Origin of the sequence: Azoarcus indigens (assembly GCF_004361735.1) — a bacterium.
GTDB classification, from domain to species: Bacteria; Pseudomonadota; Gammaproteobacteria; order Burkholderiales; family Rhodocyclaceae; genus Azoarcus; species Azoarcus indigens.
The window spans coordinates 36,811-60,964 of record NZ_SNVV01000019.1; the positions used below are offsets into that span (position 1 = coordinate 36,811).

At 68.7% G+C, this 24,154-nt stretch carries 22 protein-coding genes; 7 read left to right on the top strand and 15 right to left on the bottom strand.

Annotation, left to right across the window (positions count from 1 at the left end; genetic code table 11):
* Positions 1–132: 132 nt before the first annotated feature.
* From C7389_RS18360 to moaC, 6 genes are all read right to left on the bottom strand, one after another.
* Entirely contained in the window at positions 133–360 is a 228-nt protein-coding gene (locus C7389_RS18360; RefSeq protein ID WP_246034882.1) for a Nif11-like leader peptide family natural product precursor, read from the bottom strand.
* A gap of 251 nt (positions 361–611) precedes the next feature.
* Complete coding sequence (locus tag C7389_RS18365; protein ID WP_133594100.1) at positions 612–3,458, bottom strand: TonB-dependent receptor; 2,847 nt, start codon at positions 3,456–3,458, stop codon at positions 612–614.
* Positions 3,459–3,583: 125 nt separating this feature from the next.
* Entirely contained in the window at positions 3,584–4,516 is a 933-nt protein-coding gene (locus C7389_RS18370) for a FecR family protein (protein WP_133594101.1), read from the bottom strand.
* Between the two features lie 7 nt (positions 4,517–4,523).
* On the bottom strand, positions 4,524–5,015 hold the full coding sequence (locus tag C7389_RS18375; protein ID WP_133594102.1) for an RNA polymerase sigma factor: 492 nt from the start codon (positions 5,013–5,015) through the stop codon (positions 4,524–4,526).
* Positions 5,016–5,189: 174 nt separating this feature from the next.
* Positions 5,190–7,394, bottom strand: coding sequence for a cytochrome c peroxidase (locus tag C7389_RS18380; RefSeq protein ID WP_133594103.1), 2,205 nt, complete (start codon positions 7,392–7,394; stop codon positions 5,190–5,192).
* A 204-nt stretch (positions 7,395–7,598) separates the two neighbouring features.
* Entirely contained in the window at positions 7,599–8,126 is a 528-nt protein-coding gene (gene moaC / locus C7389_RS18385) for a cyclic pyranopterin monophosphate synthase MoaC (protein ID WP_133594104.1), read from the bottom strand.
* 81 nt (positions 8,127–8,207) lie between these two features.
* Between moaC and C7389_RS18390 the strand changes: the two genes are divergently transcribed.
* Together C7389_RS18390 and C7389_RS18395 are read left to right on the top strand one after the other, a co-directional pair.
* Positions 8,208–9,644, top strand: coding sequence for a M48 family metalloprotease (locus tag C7389_RS18390; RefSeq protein ID WP_133594105.1), 1,437 nt, complete (start codon positions 8,208–8,210; stop codon positions 9,642–9,644).
* A gap of 89 nt (positions 9,645–9,733) precedes the next feature.
* Positions 9,734–9,964: a sulfurtransferase TusA family protein gene (locus tag C7389_RS18395; RefSeq protein WP_133594106.1), complete on the top strand. Its 231-nt coding sequence runs from the start codon at positions 9,734–9,736 to the stop codon at positions 9,962–9,964.
* Between the two features lie 88 nt (positions 9,965–10,052).
* Here the strand turns inward: C7389_RS18395 and C7389_RS18400 are convergent, their stop codons facing one another.
* The 4 genes from C7389_RS18400 to C7389_RS18415 all read right to left on the bottom strand — a co-directional run bounded on the left by C7389_RS18400 (position 10,053) and on the right by C7389_RS18415 (position 15,492).
* On the bottom strand, positions 10,053–12,914 hold the full coding sequence (locus C7389_RS18400) for a valine--tRNA ligase (protein ID WP_133594107.1): 2,862 nt from the start codon (positions 12,912–12,914) through the stop codon (positions 10,053–10,055).
* Between the two features lie 93 nt (positions 12,915–13,007).
* Positions 13,008–13,547 (bottom strand): hypothetical protein, encoded by a 540-nt coding sequence (locus C7389_RS18405; RefSeq protein WP_133594108.1) that lies wholly within the window; start codon positions 13,545–13,547, stop codon positions 13,008–13,010.
* Positions 13,544–13,984: a DNA polymerase III subunit chi gene (locus tag C7389_RS18410; protein WP_133594168.1), complete on the bottom strand. Its 441-nt coding sequence runs from the start codon at positions 13,982–13,984 to the stop codon at positions 13,544–13,546. The genes C7389_RS18405 and C7389_RS18410 overlap by 4 nt, the downstream gene beginning before the upstream one ends.
* A gap of 2 nt (positions 13,985–13,986) precedes the next feature.
* Entirely contained in the window at positions 13,987–15,492 is a 1,506-nt protein-coding gene (locus tag C7389_RS18415; protein ID WP_133594109.1) for a leucyl aminopeptidase, read from the bottom strand.
* Between the two features lie 176 nt (positions 15,493–15,668).
* Between C7389_RS18415 and lptF the strand changes: the two genes are divergently transcribed.
* Together lptF and lptG are read left to right on the top strand one after the other, a co-directional pair.
* On the top strand, positions 15,669–16,748 hold the full coding sequence (gene lptF / locus C7389_RS18420) for an LPS export ABC transporter permease LptF (RefSeq protein WP_133594110.1): 1,080 nt from the start codon (positions 15,669–15,671) through the stop codon (positions 16,746–16,748).
* Positions 16,745–17,821, top strand: coding sequence for an LPS export ABC transporter permease LptG (lptG, locus tag C7389_RS18425; RefSeq protein ID WP_133594111.1), 1,077 nt, complete (start codon positions 16,745–16,747; stop codon positions 17,819–17,821). The genes lptF and lptG overlap by 4 nt, the downstream gene beginning before the upstream one ends.
* 145 nt (positions 17,822–17,966) lie before the next feature.
* Here the strand turns inward: lptG and rplS are convergent, their stop codons facing one another.
* From rplS to rpsP, 4 genes are all read right to left on the bottom strand, one after another.
* On the bottom strand, positions 17,967–18,359 hold the full coding sequence (gene rplS, locus C7389_RS18430; protein WP_133594112.1) for a 50S ribosomal protein L19: 393 nt from the start codon (positions 18,357–18,359) through the stop codon (positions 17,967–17,969).
* Positions 18,360–18,443: 84 nt separating this feature from the next.
* A complete protein-coding gene (gene trmD, locus C7389_RS18435) occupies positions 18,444–19,241 on the bottom strand; it encodes a tRNA (guanosine(37)-N1)-methyltransferase TrmD (protein ID WP_133594113.1) in 798 nt (265 codons plus the stop codon).
* Positions 19,242–19,257: 16 nt separating this feature from the next.
* Positions 19,258–19,776, bottom strand: a complete 519-nt coding sequence (gene rimM, locus C7389_RS18440; protein WP_133594114.1) for a ribosome maturation factor RimM — start codon at positions 19,774–19,776, stop codon at positions 19,258–19,260.
* Between the two features lie 19 nt (positions 19,777–19,795).
* Positions 19,796–20,044 carry a 30S ribosomal protein S16 gene (gene rpsP, locus C7389_RS18445; RefSeq protein WP_133594115.1) on the bottom strand — a complete coding sequence of 83 codons (249 nt, stop codon included), beginning with the start codon at positions 20,042–20,044 and terminating at the stop codon, positions 19,796–19,798.
* A gap of 259 nt (positions 20,045–20,303) precedes the next feature.
* On the opposite strand from rpsP, the gene C7389_RS18450 reads away from it, so the two are divergent.
* Positions 20,304–21,779 (top strand): hypothetical protein, encoded by a 1,476-nt coding sequence (locus C7389_RS18450; protein WP_246034884.1) that lies wholly within the window; start codon positions 20,304–20,306, stop codon positions 21,777–21,779.
* A 96-nt stretch (positions 21,780–21,875) separates the two neighbouring features.
* Here C7389_RS18450 and C7389_RS18455 read toward each other — a convergent pair whose 3' ends face one another.
* Complete coding sequence (locus C7389_RS18455) at positions 21,876–23,105, bottom strand: YihY family inner membrane protein (protein ID WP_133594117.1); 1,230 nt, start codon at positions 23,103–23,105, stop codon at positions 21,876–21,878.
* 67 nt (positions 23,106–23,172) lie between these two features.
* Between C7389_RS18455 and wrbA the strand changes: the two genes are divergently transcribed.
* Both wrbA and C7389_RS18465 read left to right on the top strand, forming a co-directional pair.
* The gene (gene wrbA / locus C7389_RS18460; protein ID WP_133594118.1) at positions 23,173–23,775 is read left to right on the top strand and encodes an NAD(P)H:quinone oxidoreductase; all 603 of its coding nucleotides are present in this window, start codon (positions 23,173–23,175) and stop codon (positions 23,773–23,775) included.
* Positions 23,772–24,143: a DUF2069 domain-containing protein gene (locus C7389_RS18465; RefSeq protein ID WP_133594119.1), complete on the top strand. Its 372-nt coding sequence runs from the start codon at positions 23,772–23,774 to the stop codon at positions 24,141–24,143. The genes wrbA and C7389_RS18465 overlap by 4 nt, the downstream gene beginning before the upstream one ends.
* The last annotated feature ends 11 nt before the right edge of the window (positions 24,144–24,154 follow it).

The following is a 24,154-nucleotide window of genomic DNA, read 5'->3' on the forward strand; positions in this document are numbered from 1 at the left end:
CCGGGAGGCTGCGCGAGCAGAAAAAAGCCCGGCGCGCCGCGGGCAGGGAGGGCTGCGGAGTGGTGCAGCCGATGGTGACGCCCCGCGGCACGCCGGGCGCCGGCGCTTCCGCAAGGGAAGGCCGGCGCAAGCTCAGGCGCGCAGCAGCGCCTTGACCAGGCGCTCGGAGAGCTGGTCGGCGGTGAATTGCGGTTCGTTGGGCGGGTACAGTTCGACTTCGTCCAGCGGGTAGCCGCTTTCGCGCGCCAGGGTCAGCAGTTCCTTGATCTTCTGGCAGGAGCGCAGCTGCTCACCCAGCGCCGCGTCGCTGCGGGCCTTGTCCGAAAAGGCCTTGATGTCCTTGATTGCCATATCGTCCATTCTCGATTGCATTGATGACGGGAGGCGCCAGGCGCCCCACCGACGCGCGAACGCCGGCGGGCGCCGTTCTGCAAATTTGATGCCGTCGGGAGCGGGTTTTGCGCTCCTTTTTTGTTTTCAATAAAAACAAAAGCTTATGGCGAATCCTGCGCCTTGTTGAAGCTTGCCAGGCCGCTGCTTTCGGCGGTTTTGCGACATTGTGCGCAGGATGTCGCAAGCCTTGCAGAGCAGCCCGGCAAGCGGGCGCAGGCTCAGAAGCGGTAGCCCAGTTCCAGCCAGTATTGCCGGCCTTTCTCGTACTTGACGCCGTAGTCGCCGTCTTCGATCTCGTTCTTGCGGCTCAGTAGGTTGTCGATGGAGAGGGCGACGAAGGCTTCCTGACCGGCGGCCACAGGCAGGCTCCAGTTCAGCCGCATGTCCCAGGCGATGGCCTTGCCGAACTTGTGCTTCTCCCATACCTGCGCGGTGCCGCCGTCATAGGGCACGCTGGTGCCGGTATTGACCATCTTTTCGAAGCCGTCGCGCACGCGGAAGAAGTTGCCCACGGTCAGGCGCCAGGCGGGAATCTGGGTGTTGAGCAGCAGGCGCGCGGTCCACGGCCGGGCGTAGTTGTCCGCCGGGCGGTCACCGTAGGCCATGGCCTTGCCGTCATAGATGATGGTGCGATCCACGCCGCCGGTGAGTTCGCTGATGACGTCGCTGTAATTGGTATGCGAAGTGGTGACGCTGGTCTTGTCGACCGCCAGCAGCACATGGGTGGCGGTGCCGCTGAAACGGATGGGCTGGTCGGTTTCGGCGGTGAGGGTCCAGCTGCGGGCGTCGGAGTAGCCGACGTTGTCGGCGTAATAGTTGGCGGCGGAGCGCAGGTGCATCACCAGTTCGTCGCGGCTCTCGCGCAGCACTCGCTTCAGGCTCCAGGTGGTGCCGGCCCACTTCTGGCTCAGGCCCAGCATCTTCTCGTCCACATAGGGCACTTTCATGTCGCCGGTCTTCCACATGCTCCAGGTGGTGGACTGTACGGGCGCGGCCCAGTCGGTGAGCAGGCCGCCGCTGAGGCTGCGGACCTGGGTAGTGGATTGCAGCGCCAGCCGCTCGGCACGGGTGTAGTTGTCCATGAAGTTGCGGGCGTAGTAACGGTTGAGGCCGCCTTCCAGCCGGGTGGAGCCATTGCCGAAAACGTCCCAGAACGCTGCGGAGCGTGGCGACCAGGTGGCCTCGGGGGCGAGCTGGTCGGCGTCATAGCGCAGGCCCAGGCGCAGGCGCACGTCGCCCAGTTTCATGTCGTCCTGTAGGTAGAAGGCACGGCTGGTGTTCTCCACCGCGAAGCTGCCGGCGAAGTAGATCAGGCGGGAGCGCAGGTACTGGCCGGCGGCGCTGCTGTTCCAGGGCGTGGAGAGCGAGCAGGTTTCGGTATCCACGCCGCCGCCCACCATGTTGCAGGTGCTGGTGTCGGCGGAGGTGGTGTATTGGGTGTATTGGGTTTTACGCTCGTAGTCGAAACGCTGGTGGCTGAGTTCCAGGCCCGCCTGGATGCGGTGCTCCAGGCCGAGCAACCGGAAGGCTTCCCAATCGGCCTTGGCCTGGTAGCTCACCGTTTCCTGCGTTTGGTCCACATCGCCGAAGCCGCCTTCGTAGCTCATCCAGCCGGTCGCGCTGCTCGCGCTGGTCTGCAGGCCCCAGTTCTTGTCGGCGGAATAGCGCCAGCCCTTCCAGGTGGTGCCGTCGGATTCGCGTGAGCTTTCCATCTTGTTCCAGGTGAGGCGGTGGTTCACCGTGGCCTTGCCGAGCGCGTGGTGCAGGCCGAGATTGACGCCGTAGCCGCCGCTGCGCAGATCAAAATCGCTGTTCCTGGCGTCGGCGATGAAGTAGCTGCCGCCGGCCGGGGCGTAGAGCAGCGAGAAGTCGCCGCCGAGCTCGCCGCCCGGTGTCCAGAAGCCGCGCAGGAAGTAGTTGTCGCTATAGCGGGACTGGACCTTGTCGCTGTCGTCGCCCTGGCTGTTGCCGCGGCTGTAGCCCTTGAGCGGAATCTCAGAGGTGCGGCGCACCACGCTGCCGATGAGGCCGAGGTTCTCGGTGGGTTTGCCCTGCAGCGCCAGGCGGTAGGTCCATTTCTCGAAATCGGGCTGGGTGTTCTCGGTGGCGGACCAGGCGGCGATCTCCTCCTGCGCCGGGCTGAGGTACTGCTTCATCCACTCGGAGCGGGTGTGCTCCACCGACACCTGGCCGCCGAAGCTGCGGGTGGGCGCGCAGGTATCCGCCTCCACCACGCCGCCGGAGAAGCGGCCGAACTCGGCGGGCACGTTGGCATCCCGCACGGTGATGTTGCACAGCAGGCTGCTGTCGATGGCGAAGCCCTGGCTGGCCGAGGGCGGCGCGGCGTTGTTGTTGGAGCCGCTGGTGCCGTCTGCCGTGCGGTTGGCCGGGTTGATGTCGTTGTTGATGGACATGCCATCCATGCGGTAGAGGTTGGTGTAGTACTTGGCGCCGTTGATGCTGATGTCCGCCGGCGCGATCTCGCCCTGGTTGCCGCTCGCCAGCTGGTTGTTGTCGAACTGCACGCTGGGATGGATGCGCAGTAGGCTGGTGATGTCGCCATTGCCGCCGGCCAGAGCGTCGATCTTCTCGCGGTCCAGGCTCATGCTGCCCATGGACTCCGCCTGCGCCACCACCCGCACCTCCGGCAGCAGGCCGGCGGTGACGTCCACCTGCGGCAAGGCGGTTTCCTTGCCGGCCTCCACCACTACCACGTTGCCCGGCCGCAGCGCGAAGCCTAGGCCGCTGCCTTCGAGCAGACGCTCCAGCGCCTGCAGCGGGGTCAGCATGGCTTTCAGCGCCGGGCTGCTGCGGCCGCGCACCAGCGCCGGATCGAACACGATCTGCAGCCTGGCCTGGTCGCCAAGGGAGAACAGGGCCTGTGCCAGCGGCTGCGCGGGGAGGTCGAAATGCTGCGCCGTTGCGGCGGCCTGGGCGAGCGCGGAGGAGGGGGTGGCAATGCCCAGGGTCAGACCCAGGTTCAGGCCGAGGGCCAGCGCGAGCGGGGCGATGCGGCGCGGGGCCAGGGGGGCAAGGGGGGAGCGGCGGGCGCCGGCGGCGGGCATGTGGAACGTCCTCGAATGGGCTTGAGTACCCGTAGGACGCATGGCCGCGCCGGCCACCTCACCCCCTTGCTTCATTTTTCCTTTGTGAGCGTTCTGCGGGTGCGGCGCCCGGCAGGGCCGCCGCCTCACTCGCGCAACAGGATGAGGCCGGGCAGCAGGCTTGCCCGCAGGCCGCTGCCGGCGGCCAGCGCGGCGGCGGCGGCGTCCGGGTCGCGCGCATCCACCACTGCGGAGAGCCGGCGCTGGCGGGCGACGTCGCCCAGCACTAGTACCGGCTTGTGGGTGTAGCGGCCCAGCCGCTCCGCCGCCTCGGCGACGCTGACGTCGTCGAAGCCCAGCATGCCATGCGTCCAGCTTTCGCCGGCGGCGCTGGCCTGGGCCGCGGCGAGGGCGCCTGCGTCTGCCACCGTGGCCGACTCGCCGGTGCGGAGCACGCGGCTGGCGGGTGGATCGCAGGGCAGGCAGCGCACTTCGACCCGGCTCTCGTACACCGCGACGCGGGTCGCATCCTCGGTGCGTTCGACTTCGAAACGGGTGCCCAGCGCGGTGGCGCTGGCGGTGTTGGTGAGGACGACGAAGGGCGGCAGGCCGCCGGCGCTGCTGCGTACCTGGAATAGCGCGCGGCCGCGCAGCAGCCGGACTTCGCGCCGCCCGCCATCCTCGCGGTAGGTGATGGCGCTGTCGCTGTCGAGGATGGCGGTGGAGCCGTCGGCCAGGGTGAGGGTGAGAATTTCGCCGGTGGCTGCAATGTGGTCGGCGCGCAGGTGCAGCACCGCGGCGGGGCCGAGGCCGCCGGCCAGCAGGCTGCCGGCGAGCAGCAGCGCCAGCACCGCGCTCTTGCGCCGGCGCGGGGCGAGGCGGTTACGGTCTACCTGGCCGAGTTGTTGCCACAGGCGTTCCAGTTTGCGGTAGGTGGCGGCGTGGTCGGGGTGGGCGGCGTACCAGCTGTCGAAGGCGTTTTCCTCGGCGGCGCTGAGGGCGCCGCGGCCGCGCCGCACCAGCCAGCGGCTGGCTTCCACCGCGACCGGGTCGTCGGCGCCGCGCTTGGCCATGCTCATGCGGCCCTCAGTCGGGCAGTACGGCGTGGCAGGCGAGCAGCACCCGCATCATGTGCTTTTCCACCGCGCTGACGGAGATGCCCAGGCTGGCGGCGGTCTGGGCGTAGCTGAGGCCGTCCAGCTTGTGCAGCACGAAGACTTCCACGCTGCGTGGCGGCAGCGCGGCGATGGCGGCCTCCAGCCGGCGCAGCGTCTGGCGCAGGGCGGCGATCTCCAGCGTGTCCGGCGCGCCGTTCTGCTCGGCCAGGCCGGCGGCGTATTCCCCTAGCACCGTCTGCTCGCGGGCGCAGCGGCGATGCCAGTCCATGGCGATGTTGGCGGCGACGCGGAACACATAGGCGCGGTGATTGGCCGGCTCGGTGGCGGGGCGGGCGCCGGCCAGCCGCAGCCAGGTGTCCTGCGCGCAGTCGCGGGCGATGTCGCGCGAGCCGGTGCGGCGGGCGAGGAAATCGACCAGTTCGCGGTAGTGGTCGAGTACGGCGTCGGCGAGCGGGGACATGGCAGAGAAGGGCAGGGCCGCCGCCGGGAGTAAGGCCGGGCGCGGCTTGCGGCGTCGTTGAATTGGCGATGATGGTAATGATTATCATTTGTGTGCGCAAGGAATTATGACGAAAGGCGTAGTTCTGCGGCGCCCAGCCTCGCCTCGCCCTGGGCTGTGCCATCCCGCGCGGGCTCAGCGTGCAGCTTCCCCGCCCTGGCCGATCTCCGCCGCGCTGGCCGGCCCCTGCCGCGGCGGCGCGGAGATGGACTGCAGGAAGGCGAACAGCGCTTTCTTCTCCGCCGCGGACAGGCCCAGCGGGCGGATCTCCGCCGAGGTGCGCGGGTAGTCGGGGTCGTACTTGGCGAGGCCCACTGGCGGCGTCTGTACCATGCCGGCGTCGTACATGGCGATCACGCCCTGGTTCTCGGTGAGCGGGAAGGCGCCGTTATGCATGTAGTTGCCGGTGTGCATCACGTCGCGCAGCGAGGGCGTGCGGAAGCGGCCGATGTCGGCGGCGCGGCCGGTGACGGTGTAGCGGCCGAGGTCCTCCAGTTCGCGGCCGTAGTAATGCAGGCCGTTGCTGTGGAAGCGGTTGTCGGAGAACAGCGGGCCGTTGTGGCAGTTGATGCAGCGCGCCTTGGTGCGGAACAGGTGCAGGCCCCACAGGGCGTCGTCCGACAGGGCGTGGCGCTCGCCCTTGAGGAAGCGGTCGAAGGCGCTTTCGCGGCTGACGATGGTGCGTTCGAAGGTAGCCAGCGCCTGGGCGATGCGCTGGATGTCGATGCGCGCGTCGCCGAAGGCGGCGGCGAACAGCGGCGGGTATTCCGGCGCGGCGGCGATGGCGGCGGCGGCGCGGTCGAGCGGCTGGTGCATCTCGAAGGGGTTGGCGATGGGGCCCCGCGCCTGTTCTTCCAGCGTGGCGGCGCGGCCGTCCCAGAACAGGCTGGTGGCGTAGGCGGTGTTGAGGATGGTCATGGCGTTGCGCTCGCCGAGCTGGCCGGCGTCGCCAGGCGAGAGCGGGCGGCGATCGGTCCAGCCGGTGGCGGGGTCATGGCAGCCGGCGCAGGCGAGGCTGCCGCCGTGCGACAGGCGCTTGTCGAAGAACAGCGCCTGGCCGAGGGCGACCTTGGCCTCGGAGTAGGAGTTGTCCGCCGGGAAGGGCGGCGGCGGCAGCAGGCCGAGGTCGCTGAAGCCGTCGGCGACGCTGGCGTCCACCGTGGGGGCGGGCCAGTCCGGCTGCTGCGCCTGGCCGGGGCGGTAGCGCAGGTAGCGCTCGCGCAGGGCGTCGAGTTCGGCCTGGGTGGGCAGGGTTTCGTCCGGCGTGGGGCGGACGGGCATGGGGGGGCGGTCCGTGGTGGCGATCAGCAGCACGCGGGCGCGTTCGCCGGCTTCGGCGGGGCGGGGCTGGCCTTGCTGCAGCACTTCGCCGTTGTTGCCTGCGATCCAGTAGGCCTGGTCCGCGGCGAAGTGGGGGAAGGCGCTGGGGAACTGGCGGACCTCCGGGGTGGCGGGCGCTTTTGCCCCGGCTGCCTCGGCTGCGGCAGTGGCGATTTGCTGCAGGCGGGCGAGCTCGGCGGCGGTGGGCAGCCGCCAGGCGGCGGTGTTGCAGCGCTGCTGGCGGCGGGCGGTGTCGATCAGGGTCTGCACGGCGGCGTGGCCGTGGGGGTGATTGGGGCTCGCCGCGGCAGTGGAAGGGGCGAGCCACAGCGTGCTGTGGCGCAGGAGGTCGGGCAGGCGGGCGTCGTCTACGCATTCCCAGGCGGTAGCGTCTTCGCTGATCGGCCGGCCGGCGGCATCCAGCCGGATGTAGGGCGGGCCGAGGCGGGAGGCGATGGCCGGCGCATCCTTCAGCGGCGTACCGCGCACCAGGCGGACAAAAGCGGTGTCGCGGCGCGACAGGGCCGCGGTGGGCAGGCTGGCGTGTTCGCCGTCGAACCAGACGGCGACGATGCCTTCGGCGCGCCAGCTGCGGCTGCTCCAGTAGGGGCCGGGCCGGGCGTAGGGGAAGGCCTCGTGGTCTATGGCTGCCTTGCCGCCGCTGGCCAGTTCGGGCTGGAGCAGCGTCCGCAGCTCGCGCTCGTTGGGGACGCGCCAGTCGTCATGGCCGCACAGGCGCTGCTGCTGGGCGCGGCGCAAGTGGGCGGCGACGCTGCAGGCGCCGGAGGGGCAGTCCCGGGCGTCATCGGTCTGAGGCAGGCGGGTGGCGTCGGCGGCGTCGCGCTCCCAGCTGAGGCCGGTGCTGCGATCCAGCGTACAGGCGGGGCCGGTGGCGAAGCGCGCGACGCTGTCCTCCGCCGTCGTGGGTGCGGCAGTGGCCGCGGGCCGGCTGGGGCCGTCGCCCTGACAGGCGGCGAGCAGGAACAGCAGGGGGGCAAGCGGGCGCAGCCATCGATTCATCGTTCGGACTCCGGAAGCGGCGGCGCGGAGCTGGCCGCCAGGGCAGGACGAACGTAAGACGTGTGGCGGGGCGGTTTACCTCACCCCTGGCGCTGCGCCTTTTCGGGAGTGGCTGCTGCGGCTATGTGGTGGGCGCAGGCGCGTGGGCTTTGCGGCGCGCGGAGGGGCCGCCGCTCCAGTCCAGCAGCCGGGAGGGCGTCGCCCTCAGCCGTCCCGCCCGGCCACCCAGTGACCGGACTTGCCGCCCTGCTTCTCCAGCAACTGGATGCCTTCCATGCGCATGCCGCGGTCTATCGCCTTGCACATGTCGTAGATGGTGAGCAGGCCGATGTTGACCGCGGTGAGCGCTTCCATCTCCACGCCGGTGCGGCCCACGGTTTCGGCGGTGACGGTGCAGGACACCGCGCTGGCGGCCTGGTCCACCTCGAATTCCACTGCAACGCGGGTGAGCGGCAGCGGGTGGCACAGCGGGATCAGGTCGCTGGTGCGCTTGGCGGCCTGGATGGCGGCGATGCGGGCGACGCCCAGCACGTCGCCCTTCTTGGCGCTGCCGCTGACGATGGTCGCCAGCGTTTCCGGCCGCATCAGGATGCGACCGGTGGCGACGCCGACGCGGCGGGTTTCCGCCTTGGCGCCGACATCCACCATATGGGCCTGACCCTGGGCGTCGAAGTGGGTCAGGCCGGAGTCGGCGGTGGAGTGGGGGCTGGGGGAGGGGGGCAAGTCGCTCATTTCGGAGGCGCGGGGTATGCTGCTACAAGTGGAAACAGGCCACACGGAACGGGTCCGTGGGGGCCGTTATCATAGCAGCCCATGATGCGCAGACCTCTCGCCCTCCTGCTCAGCCTCGCGCTGGCCTTCCCCGCTCCCGCCGCCACCTTGCCGGATCTCGGCGACGTCGGCGCGTCCGACCTTTCACCCGCCGCCGAACGCCGCATCGGCGAGGAAATCATCGCCCAGATCCGTTGGCGCGACGCCGCCTACCTGGACGATCCGGAAGTCGAGGAATACGTGAACCGGTTGGGCCGCAAGCTGGCGGCGGTCAGCAACAACCCCGGCCAGGCCTTCGACTTCTTCGTCGTCAAGGACAGCACGCTGAACGCCTTCGCCCTGCCGGGCGGCTACATCGGCGTGCATACCGGGCTGATCCTGGCGGCAGAGAGCGAGTCGGAGCTGGCCTCGGTGCTGGGCCACGAAATCGCCCACGTCACCCAGCGCCACATCGCCCAGATGGTAGGCCACCAGAGCCAGGCCGGCATGGTGATGCTGGCTTCGCTGCTGGTGGCGGTGCTGGCGGCGCGCAGCAACTCCCAGGTCAGCGAGGCGGCGCTGGCGGCTGGCCAGGCCGGTGCGCTGCAATCCCAGCTCGGCTACTCGCGCGACTTCGAGCGCGAGGCCGACCGCGTCGGCCTGCAGACGCTGGATGCCGCCGGCTTCGACGTGCGCGGCATGCCCGGCTTCTTCGAGCGCCTGCAGCGCGCCAGCCGGCTGTATGAGAACAATGCGCCGGCCTATCTGCGCACCCACCCGCTGACCTCCGAGCGGATCTCCGACATGGAGAACCGCGCCAGCGCCCTGCGCTACCGCCAGGTGCCGGATTCCGACGACTTCCGCTTCGTGCGCGCCAAGCTGCGCGCCCAGGCCGGCAGCCCGACCGACGCCCTCCGCGACATGGAGAGCCGGGTGGCGCAGACGCCGTCCGATTTCACCGTGCGCTACGGGCTCGCCCGCGCCCAGTTGCGCGCCAACCGGCTGGACGACGCGGAAGCCACGCTGGCGCAGGCACGCAAGGAAGCGCCACCTTCCCCCTTCATCGAGACCCTGGCGGCGGAACTGCGGACGGCGCGCAAGGACCCCGCCGGCGCGGTGACGCTGCTCAGCGCCGCACGCAAGAGCTTCCCCGCCAGCACCAGCCTGCGCTACGCGCTGATCGATGCCCAGATCCAGGCCCATCGCCCGGCGGATGCCGCCGCTGGCGCGCGCGAAGGCATACAGGCGCGCGGCGACGACGTGCGCCTGTGGCAGCTGCTGTCGCGCGCCAATTCCGAGCTGGGCAAGCGCACCGCCCAGCACCGCGCCCAGGCCGAGGTCTATGTGCTGCAGGGCACGCTGCCGGCGGCGATCGAGCAACTGGAGCTGGCGCGCAAGGCCGGCGATGGCGATTTCTACGAGCTGTCGGCGGTGGATGCGCGGCTGCGCGATCTGAAGATCCGCCTTACCGAAGAGCGCCGCGACCGCGACCAGCGCTAGGCGCAGCAGCGCCCGCGCGGCTGGCTGCGGCTTTTCCCGCGGCCGGCGATTCCATTAATATCCGCGGGTTTTCTGATAAAGGACGAGCAATGGACTTCGACAAGGAAGTGGATGCGCGTGGCTTGAACTGTCCGCTGCCCATTCTGCGCACCAAGAAGGCGCTGGCCGACATGCAGCCGGGACAAGTGCTGCGGATCGTCGCCACCGACCCCGGTTCGGTCAAGGATTTCCAGGCCTTCGCCAAGCAGACCGGCAACGATCTGCTGCAGCAGAGCGAAACCGCCGACAAGGCCTTCGAGTTCTACATGAAGCGCAAGTAAGCCTGGCGCTGCCGGATGCGGAACGGGCCGCCCCCAGGGGCGGCCCGTTCCATTTGCGCGGCCCGCAAGGCGAGCCGCACGTCGTGCTTCAGCGGCTGGCGAGCTTGGCCAGCTGCGGCCGCAGCTTCTCCAGCGTGGAGTGGAAGCCTGCCAGGCGCTCGCGTTCCTGCTGCACCACCGCCGCCGGCGCGCGTTCGACGAAGCTGGCGTTGCCCAGCTTGCCTTCGGCCTTGGCCACCTCGCCTTCGAGGCGGGCGATCTCCTTGCCCAGGCGATCGCGTTCGGCGGCGACGTCGATCTCCACCTTCAGCATCAGCCGGGTTTCGCCGGCTACCGCCACCGGCGCGACTTCGTCCGCGCCGATCTCGGTGACCACTTCCACTTCCGACAGCTTGGCCAGGCCGGCGAGGTAAGGCGCGTAGGCGTTCAGCGTCTCCGGCTTGCCGGCGGCCACCAGCGGCAGGCGCTGGGCGGGTGAGATGTTCATCTCGCCACGCAGGTTGCGGCAGGCGTAGATCATGGCCTTCAGTTCGGCGACCTGCGCCTCGGCGGCCTCGTCGATGCGGGCGGCGTCGGCCGTCGGGTAGCGCGCCAGCATGACGCTGTCGGCATCCTTGCGGCCGGCGAGTGGCGCCACCGTCTGCCACAGCTCTTCGGTGATGAAGGGCAGCAGCGGATGGGCGAGGCGCAGCACGGTCTCCAGCACCCGCAGCAGGGTACGGCGGGTGGCGCGCTGCTGCGCCGGTGTGCCGCCCTGCACCTGCACCTTGGCCAACTCCAGGTACCAGTCGCAGTACTCGTCCCAGACGAATTCGTAGACCGAGCGCGCCACCATGTCGAAGCGGTAGGCGGCGAACTGCTCGGCCACCTCGGTTTCGGTGCGCTGCAGGCGGGAGACGATCCAGCGGTCGGCGAAGGAGAAGTCGAGATCGGCTTCAGCCGCCTCGACGCCGCAATCCTGGCCTTCGCAGTTCATCAGCACGAAGCGGGTGGCGTTCCACAGCTTGTTGCAGAAGTTGCGGTAGCCCTCGCAGCGGGCGAGGTCGAACTTGATGTCGCGCCCGGGGCTGGCGAGCGAGGCGAAGGTGAAGCGCAGCGCGTCGGTGCCGAAGGCGGGGATGCCGTCGGGGAATTCCTTGCGCGTCTTCTTCTCGATGCTCTGCGCCTGCTTCGGGTTCATCAGGCCGAAGGTGCGCTTCTTCACCAGTTCGTCCAGGGCGATGCCATCGATCAGGTCGATCGGGTCGAGCACGTTGCCCTTGGACTTGGACATCTTCTGGCCTTCCGCGTCGCGGATCAGGCCATGCACATAGACGTGCTTGAACGGGATCTTGCCGGTGATCTGCTTGGTCATCATGACCATGCGGGCGACCCAGAAGAAGATGATGTCGAAGCCGGTGACCAGCACGGTGGACGGCAGGTAGAGGTCCAGCGCCGGGTTGCTCTTTTGCGGCCATTCCGGCGTCCAGTCCAGCGTGGAGAAGGGCCACAGCGCGGAGGAGTACCAGGTGTCCAGCACGTCCTCGTCGCGGCGCAGCGCGCCGGTGTAGCCGTCCTGCGCCGCCAGGGCGCGGGCTTCGTCCTCGTCGCGGGCGACCCAGCATTGGCCATCGTCACCGTACCAGGCGGGAATCTGGTGGCCCCACCACAGCTGGCGTGAGATGCACCAGTCCTGGATGTTCTTGAGCCACTGGTTGTAGGTGTTGACCCAGTTCTCCGGGTAGAACTTGATCTCGCCGGATGCCACCACCTCCAGCGCCTTCTCGGTGATGCTCTTGCCGTCCGCGCCCGGCTTGCTCATGGCGACGAACCACTGGTCGGTCAGCATCGGCTCGATGACGACGTTGGTGCGGTCGCCGCGCGGCACCATCAGCTTGTGCGCCTTGACCTCGACCAGCAGGCCGGCGTCCTCCAGCTCGGCGACCACCTGGTCGCGCGCCGGTACCCGGTCCAGCCCGGCGACGGAGGTGGGCATGGCGACGCTGCCCTTGGCCTGGCCGGCGGTGTCGAACACCTCGGCGTCCGCGGGCACCGCGCCTTCCAGCGTCAGCACCACGATCATGTCCAGCTTGTGGCGCTGGCCGACGGCATAGTCGTTGAAGTCGTGCGCCGGGGTGACCTTGACGCAGCCGGTGCCGAATTCGCGGTCGACGTAGTCATCCGCGATGATGGGGATGCGGCGGCCGGTGAGCGGCAGCTCGACCGTCTTGCCGATCAGGCTGGCGTAGCGTTCGTCTTCCGGATGCACCATCACCGCGACGTCGCCCAGCAGGGTTTCCGGGCGGGTGGTGGCGACGGTGAGGCCGCGCAGCCCGCCGATGGGGCCGTCGGTGAAGGGGTAGAGGATGTGGTAGAGCTTGCCGTCTTCTTCCTCGGACACCACCTCCAGGTCGGACACCGCGGTGCCGAGCTTGGGGTCCCAGTTCACCAGGCGCTTGCCGCGGTAGATCAGGCCTTCGTTGTAGAGGCGGACGAAGGTTTCGGTGACGGTCTTCGACAGGCCGGCGTCCATGGTGAAGCGCTCGCGCTTCCAGTCCGGGCTGGTGCCCAGGCGGCGCATCTGCCGGGTGATGGTGCCGCCGGAGTATTCCTTCCACTCCCACACCTTCTCCAGGAACTTGTCGCGGCCGAGGTCATGGCGCGACACGCCCTGGGCGTCCAGCTGGCGCTCGACGACGATCTGGGTGGCGATGCCCGCATGGTCGGTGCCCGGCTGCCACAAGGTGTTGTCGCCCCGCATGCGGTGGTAGCGGGTGAGCGCGTCCATGATGGTCTGGTTGAAGCCGTGGCCCATGTGCAGCGTGCCGGTGACGTTGGGCGGCGGCAGCAGGATGCAGAAGGCGTCCGGATTGGTCGTGTCGAGGCCGGCGTCGAAATAGCCGCTGTTTTCCCATTGGGGGTACCAGCGCGATTCGATCGCTGCCGGCTCGAAGCTCTTGGCCAGTTCCATGTTGTTTTAGCGCGCTTTCAGGCAAAACGCGGATTATAGCGGATGCCACCGGCCTGCCCTGCAAGGGTGCGCGCCGGCTGGGGAGGGGCGGGATTACTCTTCGCCGCCGTCCAGGCGGCGGGCGATGCGCTCGGAGAGCGTGGGGAGCAGGGTGGCGCGCAGGTGGGCGAGCGCTTGCGTGCGCACCCGTTCGGCGAGGCTGTCCAGCTCGCGGGAGAGAATTTGCGGCAGCTCGCTGGCGAGCCAGGCCTCGACCTCGCGGGAGATCTCGGTGTCCAGGCGGACGAGTTGCTCGACCTGGTGCGGATTCGGGGAGGCTGGCGCCGCTTGTGGTGTTGGCGTGGGCGCAGAGAAAGTCTGGGCGGGCTGAACTGGAGGCTGTGGCGGCAAGGGAGCCACGGCCGGCTGTACCGCCGGCGCGATGCCCGGCAACGGCGCCCTCTTCGGTGGCAGCAGCGCTTCCGGCGGCAGTTCGTCCTCATCCACCACGTCGGTGAGGATGGGCAGGTCGTCGTCGGCCGCTGTGGTGGTCTCGCCGCGGTGACGGTTCAGCAGGGCGTCGGCCTGGCCCAGCAGGGCGTCGGCGCGCTGCAGTTCCTCCTCGGCATCGGCGCGGGGCGGCCAGTTGCTCATAGGGCCACCCGGCGCTCGGCGTCGAAGGCCTTCAGCGGCAGTTCGCGCGCCTTGTACTGCATCCAGCGATGGCGTGCCGGCGCCTTCTCGGCTTCTGCCTGGCCGACGATCTCCACTACCATGCGGAAGCGGTCGAAGCCCGGCGGCAGGTCTTCGGCGAGGTTCACCAGCAGGTCGGTGTGCGGCCAGTCGGTATCGCTGCCGGGCACGCCCAGCACCACTGGCGTTTCCGCCGCCAGCGGCGAGTTGTTGGAGACGTGGGGCAGGAAGGCCAGCGGATCACTGGTCCACATCATCAGATCCAGCTTGCGCGCCTGCACCCCATCCGGCAGCCGCACCGCAACCTGGCGGCCGCCGGCATGGGCGCGGGCGACCAGCTCGCAGGCCAGGGCGAGCCGGTCCGGGGTGTTGTGATAGAACTGGACCTTGGTCACCAGCCTCAGCCTGCCTGGCCGCCGGCGCGGGCGATCAGGAACTCGGTCAGCAGTGGCACCGGCCGGCCGGTGGCGCCCTTGGCGTCGCCGGAGATCCAGGCGGTGCCGGCGATGTCCAGGTGCGCCCACTTGTAGGCCTTGGCGAAGCGCGACAGGAAGCAGGCGGCGGTGATGGTGCCGCCGTAGCGGCCGCCGATGTTGCCCATGTCAGCGAAGTTGCTCTTCAGCAGCTCCTGGTATTCCTCCCACAGCGGCAGCTGCCAGGCGCGGTCGCCGGACTCGGTGCCGCGCTTGAGCAACTCGGCGGCGAGATCGTCGTCATTGGCCAGCAGGCCGCTGGGGATCTTGCCCAGCGCGACCACGCAGGCGCCGGTGAGGGTGGCGATGTCGATCACGCATTCCGGCTTGAAGCGCTCGGCGTAGGTCAGCGCATCGCACAGGATGAGGCGGCCTTCGGCGTCGGTGTTGAGCACTTCTATGGTCTGGCCCGACATGGAGGTGACCACGTCGCCCGGCTTGGTGGCGCTGCCGCCCGGCATGTTCTCGGTGGCGGGCACGATGCCGACGAGGTTGATCGGCAGGCCGAGGCTGGCGACGGCCTTGAAGGTGCCGATCACGCTGGCGGCGCCGCACATGTCGTACTTCATCTCGTCCATCTCGGCGGCCGGCTTCAGCGAGATGCCGCCGGTGTCGAAGGTGACGCCCTTGCCGACCAGCACCACCGGCTTGGCCTTCGCCTTGCCGCCCTTGTACTGCATGACGATGAACTTGGGCGGCTGGTGCGAGCCGCGGGCCACCGACAGCAGCGAGCCCATGCCCAGCTTCTCCATGTCGGCGCGTTCCAGCACCTCGACGCCGAACTTGAACTCCTTGCCCAGCGCCTGGGCGGTTTCGGCCAGATAGGTCGGCGTGCAGACGTTGCCCGGCTGGTTGCCCAGATCGCGGGTGAGCGCCATACCGGCGGCGATGGCCTGGCCGCGCTTGACCGCGGCCTCCAGCGCGGCGCTGCTCTTTTCGCCGGTCAGCAGGGTGATCTTGCGTGCGCCGCGTTCCTTCTTGGCTTCCTTGGAGGGGGCTTTCTTCGGTTCGAAGCGGTAGGCGCCGTCGGCGATCAGGCGGGCGGCCTGCTGCAGGCGCCAGGCGAGGTCACGGCCGGAGGTGGGTGCCGCATCCGCCAGGGCAACCGCCGCGTCCTTGGCGACGGTGCCGGCCAGGGCCTTGGCGGTGGCGGTGAGGGCGTCGCGGAAGGCTTTGTCGCCGAAGTCCTCGGCCTTGCCCAGGCTGACCACCAGCACCCGCTCGGCAGCGGCGCCGGAGAAGTCGTGGAGCAGCAGGGTGGCACCGGCCTTGTCGTCCAGGTCGCCGCGTTTCAGCAGGGCGGAAAGCTTGCCTTTGGCGGCCTTGTCCAGCGCCTGGGTGGAAGGCGGCAGGGCGCCGTCGGCATAGGCACCGACGACAAGAATGCCGGCCCGGACTTTCTCCGGCGTTCCGGCCTTTATGGTAAATTCCACGGGACTTGCTCCTCGGAAAGACGCGTCGTTCGGACTGCTGGCGATTATGGCCCTTAGCCGGCGAGGCCGTCAAAAACGGGCCCGCTGCCGTTTCGGCCCTTGCTGCGCCCCTGCCGGGCTCCCTTTTCGAGCTCCTCTTTCGTGCTACTTCAATTGCATAACCGGTCCTACGCGCGATGATTTTCCGCCGCGCCCTTCAGCGTGAATTCGCCCATTCGGCCGCAGCCGTCTTCGTGGCCCTGTTCGCGATCCTGATCACCACCGTTTTGATCCGCCTGCTCGGCCAGGCTGCCGGCGGCCGCGTGCCCTCGGATGCCGTGCTGGCGCTGATCGGCTTCGGTGCGGTCACCGAACTGCCCATCGTGCTGACGCTGACGGTGTTCGTCGCCGTGCTGCTATCGCTGTCGCGCAGCTACCGCGATTCCGAGATGGTGGTGTGGTTCGCCGCCGGCGTGCCGCTGACCGCCTGGATACGCCCGGTGCTGCGCTTCGCGCTGCCGCTGGTGCTGGTGATAGGCGCGGTGACGCTCTTCCTCGGCCCTTGGGCGCAGGGCAAGAGCGCCGAGTACCAGGAGCGGCTGGACAGCCGTGACGACACCCAGCGGGTGGCGCCGGGCGTGTTCCGCGAGTCGGCGGGGGCGCGGCGGGTATTCTTTGTCGAGGTCGGCGCCGGTGCGGACGGGCGGGTGCGCAACGTCTTCGTCAGCGACGAGACCGAGGAGCGCCTGAGCGTGATCGCTTCCGATCAGGGCTTCATCCGCACCGAGCCGGACGGCAGCCGCTTCGTCGTGCTGGAGAAGGGCCGCCGTTACGACGGCAAACCGGGCACGCCGGAATTCCGGGTGATGGAGTTCGAGCGCTATGTGGTGCAGATCGAGGAAAAGCAGCTCGCCGGCGCACCGGCCAAGACCCGCAGCAAGTCGACGGCCGAGCTGCTGAGGACGCCGGATGATCGCAACCTTGGGGAGCTGGTGGGTCGCATCGGCACGCCGGTGGCGGCGCTGCTGCTGGCGCTGCTGGCGATCCCGCTGTCCTTCGTCAATCCGCGTGCCGGCCGCACCAACAACCTGCTGATTGCAGTGTTCACCTACCTGATCTACAGCAATGCCATCACCGTCTCGCAGGCCTGGGTGTCGCAGGGGCGGATCCGCTTCGAGCTGGCGGTGTTGCTGCCACATCTCTGTGTGCTGCTGCTGATGGCGGCGATGTTCTACCGCCGCCTCGCGGTGTCGCCCTTCTGGAGGGCGCGCGCATGAGCAGGACGCTGTCGCGCTATCTCGCCCGCGAGGTCTTCAGCGCCACGCTGCTGGTGCTGCTCGCCTTCCTGGCGCTGTTCGCCTTCTTCGACTTCATCAACGAACTGGACAGCGTCGGCAAGGACGGTTACGAACTGCACCAGGCGCTGATCTACGTCGCCATGATCATGCCGGGCCGCGTCTATGAGCTGATGCCGGTGGCGGTGCTGATCGGCACGTTGTACGCGCTGACCACGCTGGCGCGGCATTCCGAGATCACGGTGATGCGCGCCTCGGGGCTGTCCACCTGGCGGCTGATGCGCATCCTGGCGGCCATTGGCAGCGTGTTCGTGGTGCTGACCTTCGTCTTCGGCGAGTACATCGCGCCGCCGGCCGAGAGCGCTGCCCAGCAGTGGCGGCTGACGGCGACCAATTCCGCGGTGTCGCAGCAGCTGCGGTCGGGCCTGTGGGTGAAGGACGGCCCGCTGGTGATCAATGTGCGCACGCTGTTGCCGGACCGCACGATGGAGAAGGTGCGCATCTATGGTTTCGACGAGCACTACGCGCTGAGCTTCCTCAGCGAGGCGGAGAAGGGCGTCTATGACGGCCATCACCGCTGGCGGCTGGAGTCGGTGCAGCAGACGCGCTTCCACGGCGACCGGACGGAGCTGGTCTCGCTGCCGGAGTTCATCTGGCATTCGGAGCTGACGCCGGAAGTGTTGAGCGTGCTGATGGTGGTGCCGGAGCGGATGTCGGTGGCCAATCTGTGGGCCTACATCCGCCACCTGAAAGAGAACCAGCAGAACTCGGACCGCTACGAGATCGCGCTGTGGAAGAAGGTGGTCTATCCCTTCGCCGCGCTGGTGATGATGGCGCTGGCCCTGCCCTTCGCCTTCAGCCACGATCGCATGGGCGGCGTCAGCGTGAAGGTCTTCCTCGGCGTGATGCTGGGCATAGGCTTCCATCTGCTGAACGGCCTGCTATCCAACCTCGGCGTGATCAACGCCTGGCCGCCGGCGCTGGCGGCGCTGACGCCCAGCATGCTGTTCCTGGCCGCGGCCGCCGTCATGCTCTACGCGGTGGAGCGGCGCTGACGGGCCCGTGTTAGGGTGTATCGGAGGCGCCCTTGTGCCGACCGCGCTCCCTCAGCTTCCTGGTAACGCGTATGCCTTCGCCGGTGGCGCGCCAAAAGAAAACGGGCCCGAAGGCCCGTTTCCGTATCCGATGCCGTAGTGGCGATCAGGCTTGCTGCTTCTTCGCGGCGGCGGACTTGTAGTCCAGCTTTTCCTTGATGCGCGCGGACTTGCCGGAGCGCTGACGCAGGTAGTACAGCTTGGCGCGACGGACGTCACCGCGACGCTTCACCTCGATGGTCGCGACCAGCGGGGAGTAGGTCTGGAAGGTACGTTCCACGCCTTCGCCGGAAGAGATCTTGCGGACGATGAAGGAGGAGTTCAGACCGCGGTTGCGCTTCGCGATCACAACGCCTTCGTACGCCTGCAGACGTTCGCGGTTGCCTTCCTTCACCTTGACTTGCACCACGACGGTGTCGCCGGGAGCGAACGCCGGGATGGTCTTGCCTTCGGTGAGGCGGGTAATTTCTTCCTGTTCGAGCTGCTGAATCAGGTTCATGTGCTTGACTCCATATGGTCAATGGCCATTGGCCTGGCGGCAGAGCAGGTCGCCACCTGATGCGCGCCGTTTATGAATCGGCCCTCAGGCGATGCTGCCGCCGTCGATGCCGTCTTGCTCCCGCTTGAATTCCTCAAGCAGTTTCAATTCTTCCTTGCTCAGCGTACGCCCGGCCAGGAGTTCCGGCCGCCGCCGCCAGGTGTTGCCCAGGGCCTGCTTGAGCCGCCAGCGGCGGATCAGGGCATGGTTGCCGGACATCAGCACTTCCGGCACCCGCACGCCCTCGTGGATCTCCGGGCGAGTGTAGTGCGGGCAGTCGAGCAGGCCGTTGGCGAAGGAATCTTCCACCGCCGAGTCTGCATCGTTCAGCGCGCCGGGCAGCTGGCGGATGATGGCATCCAGCAGCACCATCGCCGGCAGTTCGCCACCGGAGAGGACGAAATCCCCGAGGGAAATCTCTTCATCCACCCAGCGGTCGATCAGGCGCTGATCCACGCCTTCGTAGCGGCCGCAGAGCAGGATGGTGCCCGGCTCCGCGGCGATTTCCAGCACTCGCGCATGGTCCAGCGTGCGGCCTTGCGGCGAGAGGTAGATCACCCGGCCGGCCTGCCCCAGTGCGTGCTGCTGGGCCTGCCTGGCCTGGCTGATCGCCTGCTGCAGCGGTTCCGCCAGCATCACCATGCCGGGACCGCCGCCGTAGGGGCGGTCATCCACCGTCCGATGCACATCGGTGGCGAAGTCGCGCGGGTTGTGGAAGCCGATCTCGTAGAGTTCGCGCTCCCGCGCCCGCCGAGTGATGCCGCTGCCGGTGAGGGCTGCAAACATCTCCGGGAACAGGGTGACGATGTCGTAGCGGCGCTTGCCGCCGGCCACCGTGCTCACGCCTGCTCCACCGCGCTTACCAGTCTTTCTGCCACGCCGTCCGGATGCGCCGGGCGGCGAGGTCTACATCCAGCACGTAGGCGGCGACGAAGGGGATCAGGCGCTCCTGCGCCGCTTCGCCTTCGCCATCCACCACCTGCAGCACGTCGTGGGCGCCGGTGGAGAGCAGGCCAGTGACGGTGCCCAGCGTGTCGCCGGCTTCGTCTTCCACGCTCAGGCCGACCAGGTCGCCCCAGTAATACTCGTCCTTGCCGGGCTTCGGCAGGGCTTCGCGCGGCGCGCCGATGAAACGGCCATCCAGCGCTTCCGCCGCAGAGCGGTCATCCGCGCCGACGAAGGCTGCGACGAATCCCTTGCCGTGAGGCCGGAAGCCGCGCAGTTCGTACTGGCTCCAGCTCTCGGCCGGGGCGTCCGCGTCGGCGGACAGCCACCAGTGCTTCATCGAGCGCCAGGCGGCGGGGTCGTCTCCAAAAGGATGGATCTTGACCCAGCCCTGAACGCCAAAAGGGGCGACAATGCGCCCCAGTACGATCATCGCTTCAGCTGCCGGCGGATCAGGCGGCCTTGGCGGCCTGCTTCACCAGGCGGGCAACGGTCGGCGACAGCTGGGCGCCGTTCTGCTCCCAGTAGGCCAGGCGCTCGGTGTTGACCACCAGGGTCTTCTCGGCGCCGGAGGCGACCGGGTTGTAGAAGCCGACGCGCTCGATGAAGCGGCCGTCGCGGCGATTGCGGGAATCGGCGGCAACGATGTTGTAGAACGGGCGCTTCTTGGCGCCACCACGGGCAAGGCGAATGACGACCATGTGGTTATCCTGTGATCGGTAGATGCGAAAAGCCCGAAACTATAAGTCAAAGGGAAGCCGGGGACAAGCCTTTCCGGCAAGTCCCGCTGCTGGAAGGGGAGATGCGAGCGCATGCGCAATGTCGCAGTGACGTGCTTCACGCGGAACGAGCGCCCGGATTAGGGGGCGCCGTGAATCTTGCCTACAATTGTCAGCCGTTCATCTCAATACCGACACAATGTCCGAACCCGATCGTTCTTCCGATCCCGTCGCAGCCGCGATGGAGTGGCTAGCAGCCGAGCCGGCCGACGATCCGGTAGCTGATCTGGCCGCGCTGCGGGAGCTTTTCGGTCAGGTGTCGCGGGCGGATGCAAGTGCGTTGCAGCGGCAGGAGCTGCTGGATGCCTTCAGCGCACGGGCGCTGGATGTCTGCGGCCGCTTCGGCCCGCGTTTGATCAGTGCATCCCTTCCGCTGGCGCGGGAGATGCACTTGGCTGCCGCCAGCCTGGTGGATGCGCTGCTGGAAATTGCCGCGGCCTGCCAGCGTCTGGCCGAGGATGGCCGTGGCCGGTGGCGGCTGGTGTCCAGCGGGGAGCCGCTGGAGTCCGCCGCCTGGGCGCAACTGCTGGTCGGCGAGGCCTATCTCATTGGGTGCATGGCGGGCGCGGTCGCCCCGCCCGGGCTGTGGCTGCATGCGCATGGCCTGATGGCAAACTTGAACGGTTCCGATCTGCTGGCCGACAGCGGCGCGGCAGCGCGGCTCACCACCCAGTACAAGCGCCTACTGGCGATCGCGGTGGCCCAGCCGGAGAGCCTGACCGCGCGCGAGTTGGCCTGGTTGTTCGACTACCTGGGCGATTTCGCCGTCCCCGCCGAGTTGTCCCTGTCGCCCTTGCAGCCGGAGCAGATGAGCTACTGGATGGACTGCGCCCAGGATGGCCCGCCGGTCGCGGCGGCCAGGCGGCAGGCGCCGGAAGACGTGCGGGTGCTGCATTTCACCCCGGTGCCGCTGGTCCGCCTGGTGGACCAGCAGATGACCTGGCTGGAGAGCCGCATCCTGGAAGCGGAAGTGGTGGGCCTGGAGCGCGACGGCGAATTGCTGGCTCCGGACGTTTCCGGCCTGCCCGAGGGGCTGACCCCGGTGGAGGCCCTGACCCTGTTGCGCCGCCTGCGCGGGCGCTGGACCTTGCCTCCCATGCGTGAGCTGCCTAGACGCAAACACCAATACACGGTGCAGGTCTGCACCGGGCTCAGAGCCATCTGGGAGATGGCGCGGCGCGGCGAGGAAAACGTCACCCTTGCCGAGTGGATGGTGTTCAACGAGAGCCCGGGGGGCTACGCCATCATGTGCGTGGCCGGGGTCGAGGGCGTGCTCTCCGCCGGCATGGCGCTGGCGCTGAGGCGGGATGCTTCGCAGCCGTGGTCCATCTGCATCGTGCGCTGGCTGCGCAGCGAGAACCCGGACCAAGTGGAACTGGGCCTGCAGCTGTTGTCGCAGGCCTTCACGCCGGTATCGGTGGGCTTCCGTGGCAGCGACATGCGGGGCACCGCGCCGGCCCTCATCCTGCCGCCGATGGCGGCGGTGCGGCGCAACCAGGCCATCCTCGCGCCGGCTGGCTCCTACGTTTCGCGCCGCTTCATCCTGGTGCACGAGAGCAGCCACCTCTACGTGGCCCAGGCGCGCGTGCTCGGGCTGGACATGCAGACGGCGGCGGTCGAATTGTTCCAGTACGAGATCGATCCCTACCCGATCTGAGGCCGTGGCCGGCAGGAAGGCTTAAGCCGCTGACGGTGCCGCCGGCGACTTTTCTTGTTTCCTCTGGGCGTTTGCGTGCGGAGTGGGCCAGAGGCTTCAGGTCGTCCGCGCGGCGGTCTCGCCCGCAGGCTCCGTACGGGCCAGCTCACCCAGGCGGCGATCGGCGCCTTCAAGGCCGGTTTGCAGCAACTGGCCGATATTCCGGGTGGAGGCATCGTTCGCGTGCGCGGTCCAGGCTAGGGGGTCCAGGGCGAAGCGCGCGATCAGCGCGGCAGTGCCGATGTCGTCCGCCGAGCGCGTCAGCAGCCAGTGTCCTTCCTCGCTGCGTGCGGCCCAGCCGGCTTCGCACAAGGTGCCCAGCAGTTCCTCGGCGACATGCTCGGGCAGGCCGGTGTGGCGGCGTAGTTCGTCGAAGGCGGCGGCCTTGCCGTCCTGCTGCGCCCGCGCCAGGGTGATCATGATCTGCAGTGCCGCCCAGGCGCGGTCGCCGGGGAAGGCCGGAGCGACGAGCCGGCGTTCCAGGAAGGTCGGCAGGCTGGCTGCCACCAGGGCGCCCATCAACACCACCAGCCAGGACAGGTAGAGCCAGACCAGGAAGATGGGTAGCGCGGCGAAGGTGCCGTAGATCAGCGTGTAAGTGGGAAAGCGGGCGATGAAGAGGCCGAAGGCGCGCTGCATGAGGAAGAACACCAGCGCCGCGGCCAGGCCGCCTGCAAGCGCGTGCAGCGCCTTCACCGGATGGTTGGGCACCGCGAAGTAGAGAAAGGAGAACAGGGCGCCCAGCAACAGCGGCGGCAGCAGGCGGGCGGCGAGTTCGCCCAGCCAGGGCAGGTGGGAGGACAGTTCCGCCGAAGTGCTCGCCAGGTAGCCGGTGGCGACCACGCTGCCGCCCAGGACCACCGGACCTAGGGTGAGCGCGAACCAGTAGACGGTGATGCGCAGCAGCAGCGCTCGCGGCCGGCGCACGCCCCAGATCTGGTTGAACACGCCCTCGATGGTGGACAGCAGCATCAGCGCGGTGATGGCCAGCAGCGCGGTGCCTATCAGCGTGAGCCGGGCGGCCTTCTGGGAGAACTGCAGGGCATAGGTGGTGATGATCTTGCCGGCCCGCTCCGGCAGCAGGTTCTCCAGCAGGAAGTCGCGCAGCGATTCGCTGACGCGGTCCATTCCCGGCAGGTTGCCGACCACGCCCAGGGTGACCGCGATCAGCGGTACCAGCGCCAGCAAGGTGGTGAAGGCGAGGCTGCCGGCCACCTGGGGGCAGCGGGCGGCGGCGAAGCGTTCGGCGAGCAGGCGAACGAATTCGCGGGAAGGCTGGAGGGGCATGGGGTTGCGGCGGGGGCGCCGGGGGGCGGCAGGTATAATCCACGCATTCTATCGAGTCCTCCCCTTCATGCAGGAAATCCTCGTGTTGTATTACAGCCTTCGCGGCTCGGTGCGCGCTCTGGCTGAACAGGTCGCGCTCGGCATCCAGCAGGTTCCCGGCTCCGCCGCCCGGGTACGCACCGTGCCCCGGGTTTCCGCCGTCTGCGAAGCGGTGGAGGACGACATTCCTGCCGAGGGGCCGCCCTATGTCGAGCTCCGCGACCTGGAGGAGTGCGCCGGCATGGCGCTGGGCAGCCCGACCCGCTTCGGCAACATGGCGGCGCCGATGAAGTACTTCCTCGATGGTCTGGGCGCCGCCTGGGCCAACGGCACCCTGGCCGGCAAGCCGGCGGTGGTGTTCACCTCCACGGCCAGCCTGCACGGCGGGCAGGAGAGCACGCTGCTGTCGATGATGCTGCCGCTGTTCCACCACGGCATGCTGGTGATGGGCCTGCCCTACACCGAGCCGGCGCTGAACGCTACCCGCAGCGGCGGCACGCCCTATGGCGCCAGCCATGTGGCCGGCGCGGATGGCGTGGCGCGGCTGAGCGAGGAGGAGGCCGTGCTGGCGCAGGCGCTGGGGCGCCGGCTGGCGCAGACCGCGCAGAAGCTGGGGGGCAGGGGGCGATGAGCGGCGGGGATGCTACCGTGCGGCGGTTGTGGCTGCTGGCCAGCGCCAGCCTGATCGCGCTGATCGTGCTCTGCGTGCTGTGGGAAGGCTGGCTGGCGCCGCTGCGGCCGGGCGGTTCGTGGATGACGTTGAAGGCGCTGCCGCTGATGGGTGCGCTGTTCGGCATCCTGCGCGGCCGCCGCTACACCTACCAGTGGACGTCCATGCTGTCTCTGTTGTACTTCACCGAAGGGGTGATGCGGGCTGCCGATGCGGCGCCGGGCGGCGCGCTGGCGCTGGCCGAGGTGGTGCTGTCGGTGCTGCTGTTCTGCAGCACGGTGGCGTATGCGCGGCTGACCGCGCCGTCGCGCCAGGGGGCAGGGGGCTGAGCCGCCGGGCG

Coding starts and splice junctions, on each gene's coding strand:
- lptF (WP_133594110.1), top strand. CDS start 15,669: ATGATTTTCCGCCGCGCCCTTCAGCGTGAATTCGCCCATTCGGCCGCA.
- rplS (WP_133594112.1), bottom strand. CDS start 18,359: ATGAACCTGATTCAGCAGCTCGAACAGGAAGAAATTACCCGCCTCACC.
- C7389_RS18405 (WP_133594108.1), bottom strand. CDS start 13,547: ATGAGCAACTGGCCGCCCCGCGCCGATGCCGAGGAGGAACTGCAGCGC.
- C7389_RS18375 (WP_133594102.1), bottom strand. CDS start 5,015: ATGTCCCCGCTCGCCGACGCCGTACTCGACCACTACCGCGAACTGGTC.
- C7389_RS18390 (WP_133594105.1), top strand. CDS start 8,208: ATGATGCGCAGACCTCTCGCCCTCCTGCTCAGCCTCGCGCTGGCCTTC.
- C7389_RS18360 (WP_246034882.1), bottom strand. CDS start 360: ATGGACGATATGGCAATCAAGGACATCAAGGCCTTTTCGGACAAGGCC.
- C7389_RS18455 (WP_133594117.1), bottom strand. CDS start 23,105: ATGCCCCTCCAGCCTTCCCGCGAATTCGTTCGCCTGCTCGCCGAACGC.
- rpsP (WP_133594115.1), bottom strand. CDS start 20,044: ATGGTCGTCATTCGCCTTGCCCGTGGTGGCGCCAAGAAGCGCCCGTTC.
- C7389_RS18380 (WP_133594103.1), bottom strand. CDS start 7,394: ATGAATCGATGGCTGCGCCCGCTTGCCCCCCTGCTGTTCCTGCTCGCC.
- C7389_RS18465 (WP_133594119.1), top strand. CDS start 23,772: ATGAGCGGCGGGGATGCTACCGTGCGGCGGTTGTGGCTGCTGGCCAGC.
- rimM (WP_133594114.1), bottom strand. CDS start 19,776: ATGATCGTACTGGGGCGCATTGTCGCCCCTTTTGGCGTTCAGGGCTGG.
- moaC (WP_133594104.1), bottom strand. CDS start 8,126: ATGAGCGACTTGCCCCCCTCCCCCAGCCCCCACTCCACCGCCGACTCC.
- C7389_RS18395 (WP_133594106.1), top strand. CDS start 9,734: ATGGACTTCGACAAGGAAGTGGATGCGCGTGGCTTGAACTGTCCGCTG.
- C7389_RS18450 (WP_246034884.1), top strand. CDS start 20,304: ATGGAGTGGCTAGCAGCCGAGCCGGCCGACGATCCGGTAGCTGATCTG.
- C7389_RS18400 (WP_133594107.1), bottom strand. CDS start 12,914: ATGGAACTGGCCAAGAGCTTCGAGCCGGCAGCGATCGAATCGCGCTGG.
- C7389_RS18370 (WP_133594101.1), bottom strand. CDS start 4,516: ATGAGCATGGCCAAGCGCGGCGCCGACGACCCGGTCGCGGTGGAAGCC.
- C7389_RS18365 (WP_133594100.1), bottom strand. CDS start 3,458: ATGCCCGCCGCCGGCGCCCGCCGCTCCCCCCTTGCCCCCCTGGCCCCG.
- wrbA (WP_133594118.1), top strand. CDS start 23,173: ATGCAGGAAATCCTCGTGTTGTATTACAGCCTTCGCGGCTCGGTGCGC.
- lptG (WP_133594111.1), top strand. CDS start 16,745: ATGAGCAGGACGCTGTCGCGCTATCTCGCCCGCGAGGTCTTCAGCGCC.